The organism is Kitasatospora sp. NPDC098663 (assembly GCF_044760075.1).
Lineage (GTDB): Bacteria > Actinomycetota > Actinomycetes > Streptomycetales > Streptomycetaceae > Kitasatospora.
This window is the reverse complement of record NZ_JBIWAP010000060.1, coordinates 1-12,933: the sequence shown is the minus strand read 5'-3', so window position 1 is coordinate 12,933 and position 12,933 is coordinate 1. Positions and strand designations below refer to the sequence as shown.

General features: G+C 74.4%; 11 protein-coding genes. 8 read left to right on the top strand and 3 right to left on the bottom strand.

All coding sequences use genetic code 11. The features are described from left to right. Nucleotides 1-106: 106 nt before the first annotated feature. Genes ACIQVZ_RS38040 through ACIQVZ_RS38030 form a run of 3 tightly spaced genes read right to left on the bottom strand, consistent with a single transcriptional unit; the run spans nucleotide 107 to nucleotide 3,188 of the window. On the bottom strand, nucleotides 107-2,221 hold the full coding sequence (locus tag ACIQVZ_RS38040) for an EAL domain-containing protein (protein ID WP_350875464.1): 2,115 nt from the start codon (nucleotides 2,219-2,221) through the stop codon (nucleotides 107-109). Next, complete coding sequence (locus tag ACIQVZ_RS38035) at nucleotides 2,218-2,364, bottom strand: hypothetical protein (RefSeq protein WP_402456595.1); 147 nt, start codon at nucleotides 2,362-2,364, stop codon at nucleotides 2,218-2,220. Before ACIQVZ_RS38035 ends, ACIQVZ_RS38040 begins: the two co-directional genes overlap by 4 nt. A 17-nt stretch (nucleotides 2,365-2,381) precedes the next feature. Continuing rightward, complete coding sequence (locus ACIQVZ_RS38030; protein WP_402456593.1) at nucleotides 2,382-3,188, bottom strand: SAM-dependent methyltransferase; 807 nt, start codon at nucleotides 3,186-3,188, stop codon at nucleotides 2,382-2,384. 277 nt (nucleotides 3,189-3,465) lie between these two features. Here ACIQVZ_RS38030 and ACIQVZ_RS38025 point away from each other — a divergent pair, with 277 nt between their 5' ends. The 8 genes from ACIQVZ_RS38025 (at nucleotide 3,466) to ACIQVZ_RS37990 (ending at nucleotide 12,794) form a co-directional block, all read left to right on the top strand. Further along, complete coding sequence (locus ACIQVZ_RS38025) at nucleotides 3,466-3,930, top strand: SRPBCC family protein (protein ID WP_402456591.1); 465 nt, start codon at nucleotides 3,466-3,468, stop codon at nucleotides 3,928-3,930. Between the two features lie 99 nt (nucleotides 3,931-4,029). Next, on the top strand, nucleotides 4,030-5,175 hold the full coding sequence (locus ACIQVZ_RS38020; protein WP_402456589.1) for an aminotransferase class I/II-fold pyridoxal phosphate-dependent enzyme: 1,146 nt from the start codon (nucleotides 4,030-4,032) through the stop codon (nucleotides 5,173-5,175). A 260-nt stretch (nucleotides 5,176-5,435) separates the two neighbouring features. Then, nucleotides 5,436-6,725: an ergothioneine biosynthesis glutamate--cysteine ligase EgtA gene (egtA, locus tag ACIQVZ_RS38015; RefSeq protein WP_402456588.1), complete on the top strand. Its 1,290-nt coding sequence runs from the start codon at nucleotides 5,436-5,438 to the stop codon at nucleotides 6,723-6,725. Next, nucleotides 6,722-8,065, top strand: a complete 1,344-nt coding sequence (gene egtB / locus ACIQVZ_RS38010) for an ergothioneine biosynthesis protein EgtB (RefSeq protein WP_402456586.1) — start codon at nucleotides 6,722-6,724, stop codon at nucleotides 8,063-8,065. Before egtA ends, egtB begins: the two co-directional genes overlap by 4 nt. After that, complete coding sequence (gene egtC / locus ACIQVZ_RS38005) at nucleotides 8,065-8,814, top strand: ergothioneine biosynthesis protein EgtC (protein WP_402456584.1); 750 nt, start codon at nucleotides 8,065-8,067, stop codon at nucleotides 8,812-8,814. The genes egtB and egtC overlap by 1 nt, the downstream gene beginning before the upstream one ends. A gap of 45 nt (nucleotides 8,815-8,859) precedes the next feature. Next, nucleotides 8,860-9,831, top strand: a complete 972-nt coding sequence (gene egtD / locus ACIQVZ_RS38000) for an L-histidine N(alpha)-methyltransferase (RefSeq protein ID WP_350875448.1) — start codon at nucleotides 8,860-8,862, stop codon at nucleotides 9,829-9,831. A 179-nt stretch (nucleotides 9,832-10,010) separates the two neighbouring features. Next, nucleotides 10,011-11,435, top strand: coding sequence for a sugar porter family MFS transporter (locus ACIQVZ_RS37995; protein ID WP_402456582.1), 1,425 nt, complete (start codon nucleotides 10,011-10,013; stop codon nucleotides 11,433-11,435). Between the two features lie 309 nt (nucleotides 11,436-11,744). Continuing rightward, nucleotides 11,745-12,794, top strand: coding sequence for a nitric oxide synthase oxygenase (locus tag ACIQVZ_RS37990; RefSeq protein ID WP_402456616.1), 1,050 nt, complete (start codon nucleotides 11,745-11,747; stop codon nucleotides 12,792-12,794). Nucleotides 12,795-12,933 lie beyond the last annotated feature (139 nt).

Sequence of the window (12,933 nt, the reverse complement as noted above, 5' to 3'; positions counted from 1 at the left end):
GTTGGCCGATTTTCCGGAACGCGACCGAGCGGTTGCACGACCGCCGCCGAACACCGCCGCGGGCCTCCCCCAGCTGCCCCGGCCCTGCCCCCGACGCCCCGCCGCGTCAGCCCCCGACCGGGCGCCCCCGGGGCTCCTCGGCGATCCGACGGGCGATCTCACCCGGCCGCACCGGGCGGCCGAAGTGCCAGCCCTGCGCCCAGTCGCAGCCGATGGTCCGCAGCCGTTCGGCGTCCTTGCGGGTCTCCACGCCCTCGGCGGTGACGGTCAGCCCGAGCGCGTGCGCCATCGACACCAGGCCGCTGACGATCCGCCACCCGGTGGACTCGTCCTTCTCCGGATCGTGCAGGTCGCCGACGAAGGAACCGGCGATCTTCAGCCCGGAGACCGGCAGGTCGCGCAGGTACGCGAGGTTGGACCAGCCGGTGCCGAAGTCGTCCACGGCCAGCGACACGCCGAGGTCCACCAGCCCGTGCAGGGTGCGCAGGGCCTCGTCCTCGGGCCCGACCACGGTCGACTCGGTGATCTCCAGTTGCAGCCTGGCCGGTTCGAGGCCGGTCGTGTCCAGGATCCGGCCGAGGTCGGTGACGAGCGCCGTGCTGCGCGCCTGGCGGACCGCCAGGTTGACGTTCAGCTGCGGCGCGGCGTCGCCGAACCGCTTGACCCAGTCCGCGGCCTGGCCGCAGGCCTGCTCCAGCACCCAGCGGCCGAGCGGCATGATCAGCCCGGTCTCCTCGGCGGTGGTCACGAACTCGTCCGGGCCGAGCACGCCGAGCTGCGGGTGGCGCCAGCGCACCAGCGCCTCCACCGCGGCCAGCCGGCCGTCCGCCAGCGCGTACAGCGGCTGGTAGTCGATGAAGAACTCGCCCCGGTCGAGGGCGGCCGGCATCCGCACCGACACCGCGTAACGGCTGACCGCGCGGGCGTTCTCCTTGGGGTCGAACAGCGTCCAGCGGCCGCGGCCGGCCTCCTTGGCCCGGTACAGCGTCAGGTCGGCGGCCCGGACGGCCGCGCCCGGGGTGGTGGTGGACACCCGCCGCTCCAGCACGCCGACGCTCGCGCCCACGGCCAGCTTGTGGTCGCCGATCAGCACCGGCCCGGCCAGCGCCTTGAGCACCGTCTTCGCCGCCGCGACGGCCTCCTGCTCGCCCCGGCAGTTCTCCAGCAGCACCACGAACTCGTCGCCGCCGAGCCGGGCCACCAGGTGGCCGAGCGGGTTGAGCGCGGCCTTCAGCCGGGCCGCCACGGCGGACAGCAGCTGGTCCCCGGTGTCGTGGCCGAGGCTGTCGTTGACCACCTTGAAGCCGTCGAGGTCGACGTAGCAGAGGCCGAACCTGGCGCCCGGGTCCGGATCCTCGAACAGCTTCTCCAGCCGCTCGAAGAAGGCCGCCCGGTTCGGCAGGCCGGTCAGCGGGTCGTGGGTGGCCTGGTGGCGCAGCCGCTCCTGGAGCCGGTAGCGGTCGGTGACGTCCTCCAGCATCGCGACCTGGTACTGCGGGACGCCGTCGTCGTCGCGGATCAGCGAGACGGTCAGATGGGTCCAGACCACCTCGCCGTCCTGGCGGTAGTACGGCTTGTCGAACTGGAAGTAGTCCCGCTTGCCGCTGATCAGCTCCTCGTACGCCTCCCACACGCCCGGGGTGTCCTCGGGGTGGACGAGATCGCCGACCCGGCGGCCGGTCATGTCCTCCGGGTTCGCGCCGAACAGTTCCTGGAGCGCCTTGTTGACCGCCAGGATGTTGCCGTCGGTGTCGCCGATGCCGATCCCGATGGCCGCGCTCTCGAACAGCGCCCGGAACCGGGCCTCGGAAGCGCGCAGCGCCCGCTCGGCCTCCTTGCGGGCGGTGTCGGCGGCGGTGCGGATCGCCTCCTGCTCCCGCAGCGTGCGCTCGCGAAGGGCGGCGGCCCAGCCGGCCGCGAAGGCGCCGGTCAGGGCCGGGCCGCGGTCGTCGCCGAGCGGATGCGCCTGGAGCAGTTCCACCGCCCGGGCCAGCACCACCGGGTCGGTGAAGTGTGCGTCGACCAGTTCCGCGCCGGCCCGCTCGGCCAGCCGGGGCTCGAACGGCTCGCCCAGCTGCGCGCGGTGGAGCAGGGCGGCGGTCCGGGCGATCAGGCGGCCGAGCAGCCCGGGGTGGACGGCCGTGCCGTGGTCGGCGGAGAGCAGTCGCGCCCAGGCCTCGTGGAACCGCTCGGCGCTGCCGGACACCGGGGCGGCTCTCATGCGTCCACCCGGGTGCGCGCGGTCACCGCTGCGGGGTGGCCGCCGCCGACGGCGGCGGTCCGGGCGGGGGGCGCGGTGGTCCGTGCGGCGGGCACGGCGGGGTGACCGGCGGCCGCTTCGCGGAGCCCGCGGCCGTCGGTCACTCGCCCGATCCGTCCGCTCAAGGGCGGAACCCCACGCCAGCCACCCCGGCCATCCGCTCGGGGTGCTCGCCGACCGTCTCCGGCTGGTCCGGGCGCCACTGCGGCAGGTAGACCACGCCCGGTTCGACCAGCTCGAAGCCGGCGAACATCCCGCTGATCTGCTCGTGGGTGCGCATGGTCAGCGGGGTCGGCGTCCTGCGGTAGAGCTCCTGGTGGTCCTCCGCCTGGTCCGGGCGGCCCTCCAGGGAGGCGTGCGAGAGGACCAGCGCGCTGCCGGGCGGCAGGGCGTCACGGAGCGTGCCGATCAGCTTCCACGGGTCCTCGTCGTCGGTGACGAAGTGCGCGACGGCGACCAGCAGGACGGCCACCGGCTCGCCCCGCGCCAGCAGGGCGGCCACCTCGGGGCGGGCCAGCAGGTCCTGGACGTCGCGCAGGTCGGCCTGGACGACCTCGCTGCCGGGGTCGTCCTCCAGCAGCAGGCGGCTGTGCGCGACGGCGACCGGGTCCCGGTCCACGTAGAGGACCGTCGCCTCGGGGCGGATCGCGCGGGCGATCTCGTGCACCGCGCCGAAGGTCGGGATGCCGGAGCCGATGTCCAGGAAGCGGGTGACGCCGCGCTCGGCCAGGTAGGACACGGCCCGCCGCAGGAAGGCCCGGTTGGAGCGCATGATCTGCGGCAGTTCCGGCCACAGGGCCATCGCCCTGCGCGCCATCTCCCGGTCGACCTCGAAGTTGTGCGAGCCCCCCAGGTAGTAGTCGTAGACCCGCGCGGCGTTCGGTTTGTCCAGGTCCGTGCCCTCCGGTACCCAGCTCGGTCGCCGCATGCCTGTGACTCCTTCACTCCGTTTTCCGGGGATGCAGTGCCTCGCGACAACTGCTGTGACAGACGAGACTACAAGCACACAAGATCCTCCCCTGCACCCCGAACGGCTGCAAGCGGAACACCTCCCTCCTGGCATGCGACGTTTACGGAGCGTTCGCCTCCCGTCTCACCGGCACCGGTCCCCGCCGACGGCCGGGCCACCGTAGGGCCCGGCCGTCGACGAGGGAACCCGACCGAAACGGGCCGGCTCCGAAACGGGGCGCTCTAGGGTGGGGCACGTGGACCCCAACCACTACCGCTTTCGGGGCATGTGGCGACTCGCGGCGCCGGCGCCCGACGTGTACGCGGCACTGGAGGACGTACCGGGTTACCCGCTGTGGTGGCCCGAGGTCCTCGAAGTCCGGCAGACCGACGAGGAGTCCGGGGACGTCGTGGTGCGCGCGCTGCTGCCGTACCGACTGGTGATCCGCCTGGAGGCGCGGCGGCGCGACCCGGCCGCCGGAGTGCTGGAGGCGGCCATGCGGGGCGATCTCACCGGGTGGTCGCGGTTCACCGTCACCCCGGACGGGCCGGGCAGCCGGGTGCTCTTCGAGGAGGACACCCGCCCCGGCAAACCCCTGCTGCGCCGCCTCGCCCTGCCCCTGCACCCGCTGTTCCGGGCCAACCACGCGGTGATGATGCTCCGGGGGCGGCGGGGACTGGCGGCACACCTGGGCGGCGGGGGCAGGCCCGCGAGCGGGTGACCGCGCGGCCGGTGGCGGCCGCCACCCGTCCGGCTCTAGCCCCGTCCTCCGCAGGATGGGGCTAGCGTGGCGGCGCACCCCGACCCACCGGAGGCCGTCATGCCCACCACCGCACCGGACGCGTTCGGCTTCGCGGCCCCCTTCGACCGGACCGGGACGGGCAGCAGCAAGTGGGCCCGCGCGGGGGCGCCCGGGGTGATCGCGATGGGCCTGGCGGACATGGACCTGCCCGGGCCGCCGGCCGTGGCCGCCGCACTGGAGCGCCGGGCCCGCCACCGCGCGTACGGGTACACGGTGTGCGACCCGGCCGGGCGGGCGCTGGTGGCCCGCTGGTACCGCTCGCGGCACGGCGTCGAGGTGGATCCGGACTGGGTGCTGCTGCTGCCGTGCGGCCCGCGCACCGCCCTGCGCCTGCTGCTGGAGACCGTGCGCCCGCAGGCGCCGGTGCTGTTCCCGACGCCGGAGTGGGGCGGCTTCGCCCAGCTGTGCCGGGCGGCCGGCCTCCCGTACCGGGAACTGCCCCTGGCCGCCGGCCCGGACGGCTACCGGCTCCCGGACGGCCCGCTCCCCCACCCGGCCGGAGCCGTCCTGCTGAGCAGCCCGCACAACCCCTCCGCCCGGGTCTGGCCGACCGCCGACCTGCGGGCCCTCGCCGAGCGGGCGGCGGAGGCCGGCGCACTGCTGGTCTCGGACGAGGTGCACGGCGACCTCACCCACCCCGGGTACGTCCACCCGGTGGCGGTGGCCGCCGCCGACGCGGCGCTGCGGCCCCGGGTGGTCACCCTGAACTCGGTCGGCAAGACCTTCAACTGCTCCGGCCTGCCGAGCAGTTTCGCGCTCGTCCCCGATCCGGGCCTGCGCGCCCGGTTCACCGAGGTACTGGCCGGCTTCGGCCTCTGGGAGGGCGGCCTGCTGGAGCAGACCGTCCAGCGGGCGGCGCTGGCCGAGGGCGGGCCGTGGCTGGACGCGCTGCTCGCCCACCTCGCCGCCGCCCGCGCCCGGCTCACCGGCCGTCTGGGGCCCGCCGTCCACTCCGCGCCGCAGTCCTCCTACCTGCTCTGGCTGGACGCCGCCGCGCTGGGGCTGCCGCCGGACGGGGCCCGCCGGGCGCTGCTGGAGCGCTGCGGCCTGGAGGCCTCGGACGGCGCCGAGTTCGGCCCCGGCGGCCGGGGCGCGCTGCGGCTGAACTACGCCCTGCCGGGCCCGGTGCTGGACACTGTCCTGGAGCGCCTGGACCGGCTGTGACCGCACCGCCGCCCCGCACCGCACCCCCGCGCACGCCCGGAGAGCCGCCCCGGATCCCCGGATTCACCCGATCGCGCCACCCCTGACCTGCAGAAACGAACGTTCACGCGATATTTGCGAAGCGCCCCCGCATGCTCCGTAGCAGACTGGGCAGGGTAGTTCGGGCCGCAATCCTGACCCCGAGGATGGTAAGTCCGGTGATACCCACATCCCGCACCACTCCACCCGACCGGCAGAGCCCCCCAGCGCCCCCACCGGGGGTGACCCCGCTGACCGAGTCGGGGGCGCTCAGCCACGTGTCGGGCGTCTGCTTCAAGATCGGACCGCCCCGGCTGGTGGGCGTCGAGGTCGAGTGGTTCGTCCACGACGACCGATGTCCCGGCAAGCCCGTCCGACCGGAACTGGTCCACGCCGCACTGGAGTCGCTGCCACTCGGCGGCCCGGACGGGGCCTCGCTCCCCTCCGGCTCGCGGCTCACGCTCGAACCCGGCGGGCAGGTCGAGCTCAGCTCCCCGCCCGCCACCGGCCTCCTGGCCTGCGTCGAGGACACCCGACGCGATCTGACCGCCCTGCGGGCCGCCTTCGCGGCACAGGGCCTGCGCCTCACCGGCACCGGGACGGACCCGCTGGCCCGCCCCCGCCTGATGGTCCTGGACCACCCCCGCTACCTCGCGATGGAGCGGTTCTTCGACTCCGCCGGCCCCTGGGGCCGGATCATGATGACCGGCACGGCCTCGGTGCAGGTGTGCCTGGACGCCGGCGACACGGACGGCCCGCACGCGGTGGAGCGCCGCTGGCGGCTGACCCACCTGCTCGGCCCGGTCCTGGTCGCCGCCTTCGCCAACTCCCCGCTGCTGGACGGCAGGCCGACCGGTCACCGGTCCACCCGGCAGACCGTCTGGTCCCGGATGGACCCGACCCGCACGCTCGCCCCGGAGCCGGACCACGGCGACCCGAGCGAGGCCTGGGCGCAGTACGTGCTGGACGCCGAGGTGCTGTGCGTGCGCCGCCCCGAGGGGCTGCCGTGGACGGCCCCGCCCGGCCTGACCTTCCGCGACTGGGTCCGCGGCGGCGGCGAACGCCCGCCCACGCTGGGCGACTTGGACTACCACCGGACCACCCTGTTCCCGCCGGTGCGCCCACGCGGCCACCTGGAGCTGCGCATGATCGACGCCCAGCCCGGGGACGGCTGGGTGGTGCCCACCGCCCTGGTGACCGCGCTGCTGGACGACCCGCTGGCCGCCGAGGCCGCGCTCGCCGCGCTGGAGCCGCTGGGCCGCCCGGACGGTCCGCGCCCGCCGCGCAGCGACGTCTGGCGCCGGGCCGCGACGCTGGCCGTCACCGATCCCGAGCTGCGCCGCGCCGCCCTGACCTGCTTCGCCGCCGCCGACGCCGCGCTGGGCCGCCTGCCCGGCGCCGGCCGGCTGCGCGCCGCCGTCGCCGAGTTCGCCGAGCGCTACCCCGCGCGCGGCCGCTGCCCGGCCGACGACCAACTGGACGCCCTGCGCTCCGGCACCCGACGCACTCCTCCGGAGGAGGCCGCACCATGACCGACGTCCGCCCCCCTGCCGCCCCGGCGGCGGGCACCGAGGAGTTGCGCGAGACCATCGCGGCCGAGCTGTCGGCCGCCCGCGCCCGCACCGCCGCGCTCACCGACTGCGTCGAGGACGGCGACCTCACCGCCCAGCACTCGCCGTTGATGTCCCCGCTGGTCTGGGACCTGGCGCACATCGGCAACCAGGAGGAACTCTGGCTGCTGCGCAACGTCGGCGGCCGCGACCCGATGCACCCGGAGATCGACCCGCTGTACGACGCCTTCCAGCACCCCCGGGCCGAGCGGCCGAGCCTGCCGCTGCTGGCGCCCGCCGAGGCCCGGGCGTACGCGCACGAGGTGCGCGGCCGGGTGCTGGACCTGCTGGCGGCCAGTCCGCTGGAGGGGGCGCCGCTGCTGGACGCCGGGTTCGCATTTGGGATGATCGCCCAGCACGAGCAGCAGCACGACGAGACGATGCTGATCACCCACCAGCTCCGCCCGGGGGAGCCGGCGCTGACCGCTCCCCCGCCGCCGCCCGCCCCGGCGGACGCGGCCGCGCTGCCCGCCGAAGTGCTCGTCCCCGCAGGACCGTTCACGATGGGCACCGACACCGAGCCGTGGGCGCTGGACAACGAGCGCCCCGCGCACGTGGTCGAGCTGCCCGCCTTCCTGCTGGACACCACGCCCGTCACCAACGCCGCGTACCAGCGGTTCATCGCGGACGGCGGCTACGACGAGCCGCGCTGGTGGACGCCCGAGGGCTGGGAGCACCGGCGGCGGGCCGACCTGACCGCCCCGCTGTTCTGGCGGCTGGACGGCGGCCAGTGGCTGCGCCGCCGGTTCGGCACCGTGGAGCCCGTCCCGGCGGACGAGCCCGTCCTGCACGTCAGCTGGTACGAGGCGGACGCCTACGCCCGGTGGGCCGGACGGCGGCTGCCGACCGAGTCGGAGTGGGAGAAGGCGGCCCGGCACGACCCGGGTAGCGGCCGCTCCCGCCGCTACCCGTGGGGCGACCAGGCCCCCGGGGCCGAGCACGCCAACCTCGGGCAGCGGCACCTGCGCCCGGCCCCGGCCGGCGGCTACCCTGCGGGCGAGTCCCCGTACGGCGTACGGCAGTTGATCGGCGACGTGTGGGAGTGGACGGCCAGCGACTTCCGCCCCTACCCCGGGTTCCGGGCCTGGCCGTACCAGGAGTACTCGGAGGTCTTCTTCGGACCGGGGTACAAGGTGCTGCGCGGCGGCTGCTTCGCGGTGGCGCCGGTCGCCTGCCGGGGCACCTTCCGCAACTGGGACTACCCCGTCCGGCGGCAGATCTTCGCCGGGTTCCGCACCGCCCGCGACCTGGAGGTGGCCTGATGTGCCGCCACCTCGCCTACCTGGGTGAGCCGGTCGCGCCGCGGGAGCTGCTGGTGCACCCGCCGCACGGCCTGTACCGGCAGTCCTGGGCGCCCCGGGCGCAGCAGTACGGCACGGTCAACGCGGACGGCTTCGGCCTCGGCTGGTACGCGGACGGCGACGAGGTGCCGGCCCGCTACCGCCGGTCCGGGCCGATCTGGGCGGACGCCGCGTTCGCCGACCTCGCCCGGGTGATCCGCACCCGGGCGCTGCTGGCGGCGGTCCGCTCCGCCACCGAGGGCTGCGCGGCGGGCGAGAGCGCGGCGGCGCCGTTCGCGGCCGGGCGCTGGCTGTTCAGTCACAACGGCGCGGTGGCGGGCTGGCCGGGCAAGCTGGACGCGCTGGCCGCCCTGCTCCCGCCGGCCGAGCTGCTGGAGTTGGAGGCGCGCTCCGACTCCGCGCTGCTGTGGGCCCTGGTCCTGCACCGGCTGCGGGCGGGGGCCGGGCTCGGCGAGGCGCTGGCGGGCACCGTCGCGGACGTCACCGCGCACACCACCGGCCGGCTCAACCTGCTGCTCACCGACGGCCGCACCCTCGCCGCGACCGCCTGGGGCGACACCCTGCACCACCGCGACCTGCCCGGGCTCGGCACGGTGGTGGCCTCCGAGCCGTACGACGACGCCCCCGGCTGGACGGCCGTCCCGGACGGCTCGCTGGTGGTGGTCGACGAGCGCGGCGTCACCGTCCGTCAGCTCCGCGGCCACTACTGATCCTCCACCGCCCCTTCATCTTCTGAACAGAGGACCCACCCTGTCATGGACACATTTGATCTCACCCGGCTGCTGCCCGCCGACCACTTCAGCAGCGCGCTGCGCCACGACGTGCAGCACGGCCTGACCTCCGAACCCAAGTGGCTGCCGCCGAAGTGGTTCTACGACGCGCGGGGCAGCGAGCTGTTCGAGGAGATCACCCGGCTGCCGGAGTACTACCCGACCCGCGCCGAGCGGGCCATCCTCACCGCCCGGGCCGGCGAGATCGCCGCCGCCACCGGGGCCCGCACCCTGGTCGAGCTGGGCTCCGGCTCCTCCGAGAAGACCCGGCTGCTGCTGGACGCGCTGCGCGCGCTCGGCACCCTGGAGACGTACGTCCCGGTGGACGTCAGCGAGAGCGCGCTGACCGCCGCCGGCGTCGCGCTCGCCGCCGAGTACCCCGGGCTCGCCGTGCACGGCGTGCTGGCCGACTTCACCGCCCGGCTCGGCCTGCCCCCGGAGGGCGGCCCCCGGCTGGTCGCCTTCCTCGGCGGCACCCTGGGCAACCTGCTGCCCGAGGAGCGGGCGGTCTTCCTGCGCGGGCTGCGCTCGGCCCTCGACCCGGGCGACTTCCTGCTGCTCGGCACCGACCTGGTCAAGGACCCGTCGGTGCTGGTCGCCGCCTACGACGACGCGGCCGGGGTGACCGCCGAGTTCAACCTCAACGTGCTCAACGTGCTCAACCGCGAGCTGGGCGCCGACTTCGACCCGGCCGCGTTCGCGCACGTCGCACGGTGGGACCCGGACCGGGAGTGGATCGAGATGCGGCTGCGCTCGCTGCGCGCGCAGACCGTGAAGATCCCGGCCCTGAACCTGCCGGTGCACTTCGACCGGGGCGAGGAGCTGCGCACCGAGGTGTCCGCCAAGTTCCGCCGGGAGCGGGTGTCCGCCGAGCTGGCGGCGGCCGGGCTGCGGCTGAGTCACTGGTGGACGGACGAGGAGGGCCGGTTCGGACTGTCACTGTCCGCCCCGGCGTAGGGACGGTCGGCGACGCAGGGACGACCGGCGACCTAGGGACGGTCGGCGCAGCTGAATTTGCTTGTTCACCTTACGAATCCTCAGAGCAAAAATTGAGGTTTCCGGTGTACAAGACTTAAACGAATAGGGGTTACGATCTCGGCTACCGAGCTCAGCGTTGAGTACCAGGAGTCAAGATCGTGAGCGTCACCAAGCAGCCCTCCGGGGCGGTCGAGGCCTCCGCGCCCGGCCGCCTCGGCTTCGTCGTCTTCATCACCGCCGCCGCAGCCCTCGGCGGGTTCCTGTTCGGCTACGACAGTTCCGTGATCAACGGCGCCGTCTCCGGGATCCAGGAGAAGTTCGGCGTCGGCGACGGCGTGACCGGTCTGATCGTCTCCTCCGCCCTGCTGGGCTCGGCGATCGGCGCCGCACTGGCCGGCCGCTTCGCCGACCGCTACGGCCGCATCAAGGTCATGAAGGCGGGCGCGCTGCTGTTCGCGGTCAGCGCGATCGGCTCGATGCTCCCCTTCGCCGCCTGGGACCTCGCCTTCTGGCGCGTGCTCGGCGGCGCGGCCATCGGCATCGCCTCGGTGATCGCCCCGACCTACATCGCCGAGGTCGCGCCCACCAGGTACCGGGGCCGGCTGGCCTCCTTCCAGCAGGCCGCGATCGTGCTCGGCATCGCGATCTCCCAGCTGGTCAACTGGCTGCTGGCGAACGCGGCCGGCGGCGACACCCGCGGCCAGCTGCTCGGGCTGGAGGCCTGGCAGTGGATGCTCGGCATCTGCGTCGTCCCGGCCGCGGTCTACTTCACCCTCGCCTCGGTGATCCCCGAGTCCCCGCGCTACCTGATCCAGGCCGGCCGGCTGGACGACGCCCGCGCCGTGCTCGCCCAGGTCGAGGGCCAGGACGTCGACACCGACGCCCGGATCGCCGAGGTCCAGGGGCTGATCGCCTCCGACCACCGCCCGCGCTTCGGCGACCTGCTCGGCGGGCGCTTCGGCCTGCTGCCGATCGTCTGGGTCGGCATCGGCCTGTCGGTCTTCCAGCAGCTGGTCGGCATCAACGTGATCTTCTACTACTCGTCGATCCTGTGGCAGTCGGTCGGCATCGACCAGAGCAACTCGCTGCTGATCAGCTTCGTCGGCTCGGTCATCAACATCCTCGGCACCGTGATCGCGATCCTGCTGGTGGACCGGATCGGCCGCAAGCCGCTCGCCCTGATCGGCTCGGCCGGCATGGCCGTCGCGCTCGGCGCGGCCGGCTGGGCGTTCTCCTCCGCCACCGGCAGCGGCGACAACGTCACGCTGCCCGACCTCCAGGGCACCGTCGCGCTGGTCGCCGCCAACGCCTTCGTGCTGTTCTTCGCGATGTCCTGGGGCGTGGTCGTCTGGGTGATGCTCGGCGAGATGTTCCCGAACCGCATCCGGGCCGCCGCGCTGTCCGTCGCCGCCTCCGCGCAGTGGATCGCCAACTGGGCGATCACCGTGTCGTTCCCGTCGATGTCGCGCTGGAACCTGTCGGCGACCTACCTGGTGTACGCGGCGTTCGCGGCGCTGTCGATCGTCTTCGTGGCGAAGTTCATGAAGGAGACCAAGGGCGTCCGGCTGGAGGACATGGGCTGATCCGACAGTCCTACCTTCGGCCCCCGCACCCTAGCGCGATCAGCGCGGGTGCGGGGGCCGAATCGTTCACTCCCTGCGGCGGCCCGGACACGTCCGGTACTCCTGTTCGCCAGGAGGGATGTGTCCTTGATCTTCAACCGGCTCCGCGCCCGCAGACCAGCCGCCGCCCCCGCCGGCGGCTGCCCGTACGCCCACACCCACGCCCACGCCCCGGCCGCGGCCCGGCCGTCGCCCGCGCCGCCGTCCACACCGCCGTCCACACCGCCACCGCCGTCGCCGTTCACCGACCCGGAGCAGGCCGCCGAGTTCATCCGCCGCTTCCATCGCGAGCAGCCCGCCACCGGGGCCGCGGACGCCCGGATCCGGGCCGTCCTCGACGAGATCGAGCGCACCGGCAGCTACGAGCACACCCCCGCCGAACTCGCCTACGGCGCCAAGCTCGCCTGGCGCAACGCCGCCCGCTGCATCGGCCGGCTGTACTGGCGCAGTCTGGTGGTGCGCGACCTGCGCCACCTCGGCTCGGCCGACGACATCGCCGCCGAGTGCTTCGAGCACCTGCGGCTGGCCGGCAACGGCGGACGGATCCGCCCGGTGGTCTCGGTGTTCGCCCCCGACCGCCCGGGCCGCCCGGCCGCCCGCATCGTCAACCAGCAGCTGGTCCGCTACGCCGGCCACCGGGTCGGCGACGCCGTCGTCGGCGACCCGGCCGGCACCGAACTCGCCGCCCGCGCCCGCGACCTCGGCTGGAAGTGCGCCGAGGACCGCTTCGAGGTGCTGCCGCTGCTCGTCCAGGAACGCCCCGGCGAGCGCCCGCACCGGTACGAGCTGCCGGACGACACCACCCTGGAGGTGCCGCTCACCCACCCCGCGTACGACTGGTTCGCCGGCCTGGGCCTGCGCTGGTACGCGGTGCCCGCGATCAGCGACATGACGCTGGAGATCGGAGGCGTCCGCTACCCGGCCGCGCCCTTCAACGGCTGGTACATGGGCACCGAGATCGGCGCCCGCAACCTCGCCGACGCCGACCGCTACGACCTGCTCGGCACCGTCGCCGAACGGCTGGGCCTGGACACCTCCAGCGCGCGCACGCTCTGGCGCGACCGCGCGCTGATCGAACTCAACATCGCGGTGCTGCACTCCTTCCAGGAGGCCGGAGTGACGATCGCCGACCACCACACCGAGTCCGAGCGCTTCCTCCGGCACGTCGCCCAGGAGAAGCGGCTCGGCCGACCGACCCCGGCGGACTGGAGCTGGATCGTGCCGCCGGTCTCCGGCGGGCTCACGCCCGTCTACCACCGGTACTACGACCCGGTGGACCCGTCGCTGCGGCCGGCCTTCCTGCCGCGCGAGCCCTGGTGAGGCGGCGGGGAGGGAAACGGCGGGACGGGGGGAAGGCCGGCGGCGCCTAGGAGATCGCTGAAGATCTTTCAGGTTCTGGCCCCACGTGCTTTCGCGTGGGGCCAGACTGTTGCGGGTGCAGGGAGACTGGGCTGGCGAG

Coding starts and splice junctions, on each gene's coding strand:
- ACIQVZ_RS38040 (WP_350875464.1), bottom strand. CDS start 2,221: ATGAGAGCCGCCCCGGTGTCCGGCAGCGCCGAGCGGTTCCACGAGGCC.
- ACIQVZ_RS38030 (WP_402456593.1), bottom strand. CDS start 3,188: ATGCGGCGACCGAGCTGGGTACCGGAGGGCACGGACCTGGACAAACCG.
- ACIQVZ_RS38020 (WP_402456589.1), top strand. CDS start 4,030: ATGCCCACCACCGCACCGGACGCGTTCGGCTTCGCGGCCCCCTTCGAC.
- egtB (WP_402456586.1), top strand. CDS start 6,722: ATGACCGACGTCCGCCCCCCTGCCGCCCCGGCGGCGGGCACCGAGGAG.
- egtC (WP_402456584.1), top strand. CDS start 8,065: ATGTGCCGCCACCTCGCCTACCTGGGTGAGCCGGTCGCGCCGCGGGAG.
- egtD (WP_350875448.1), top strand. CDS start 8,860: ATGGACACATTTGATCTCACCCGGCTGCTGCCCGCCGACCACTTCAGC.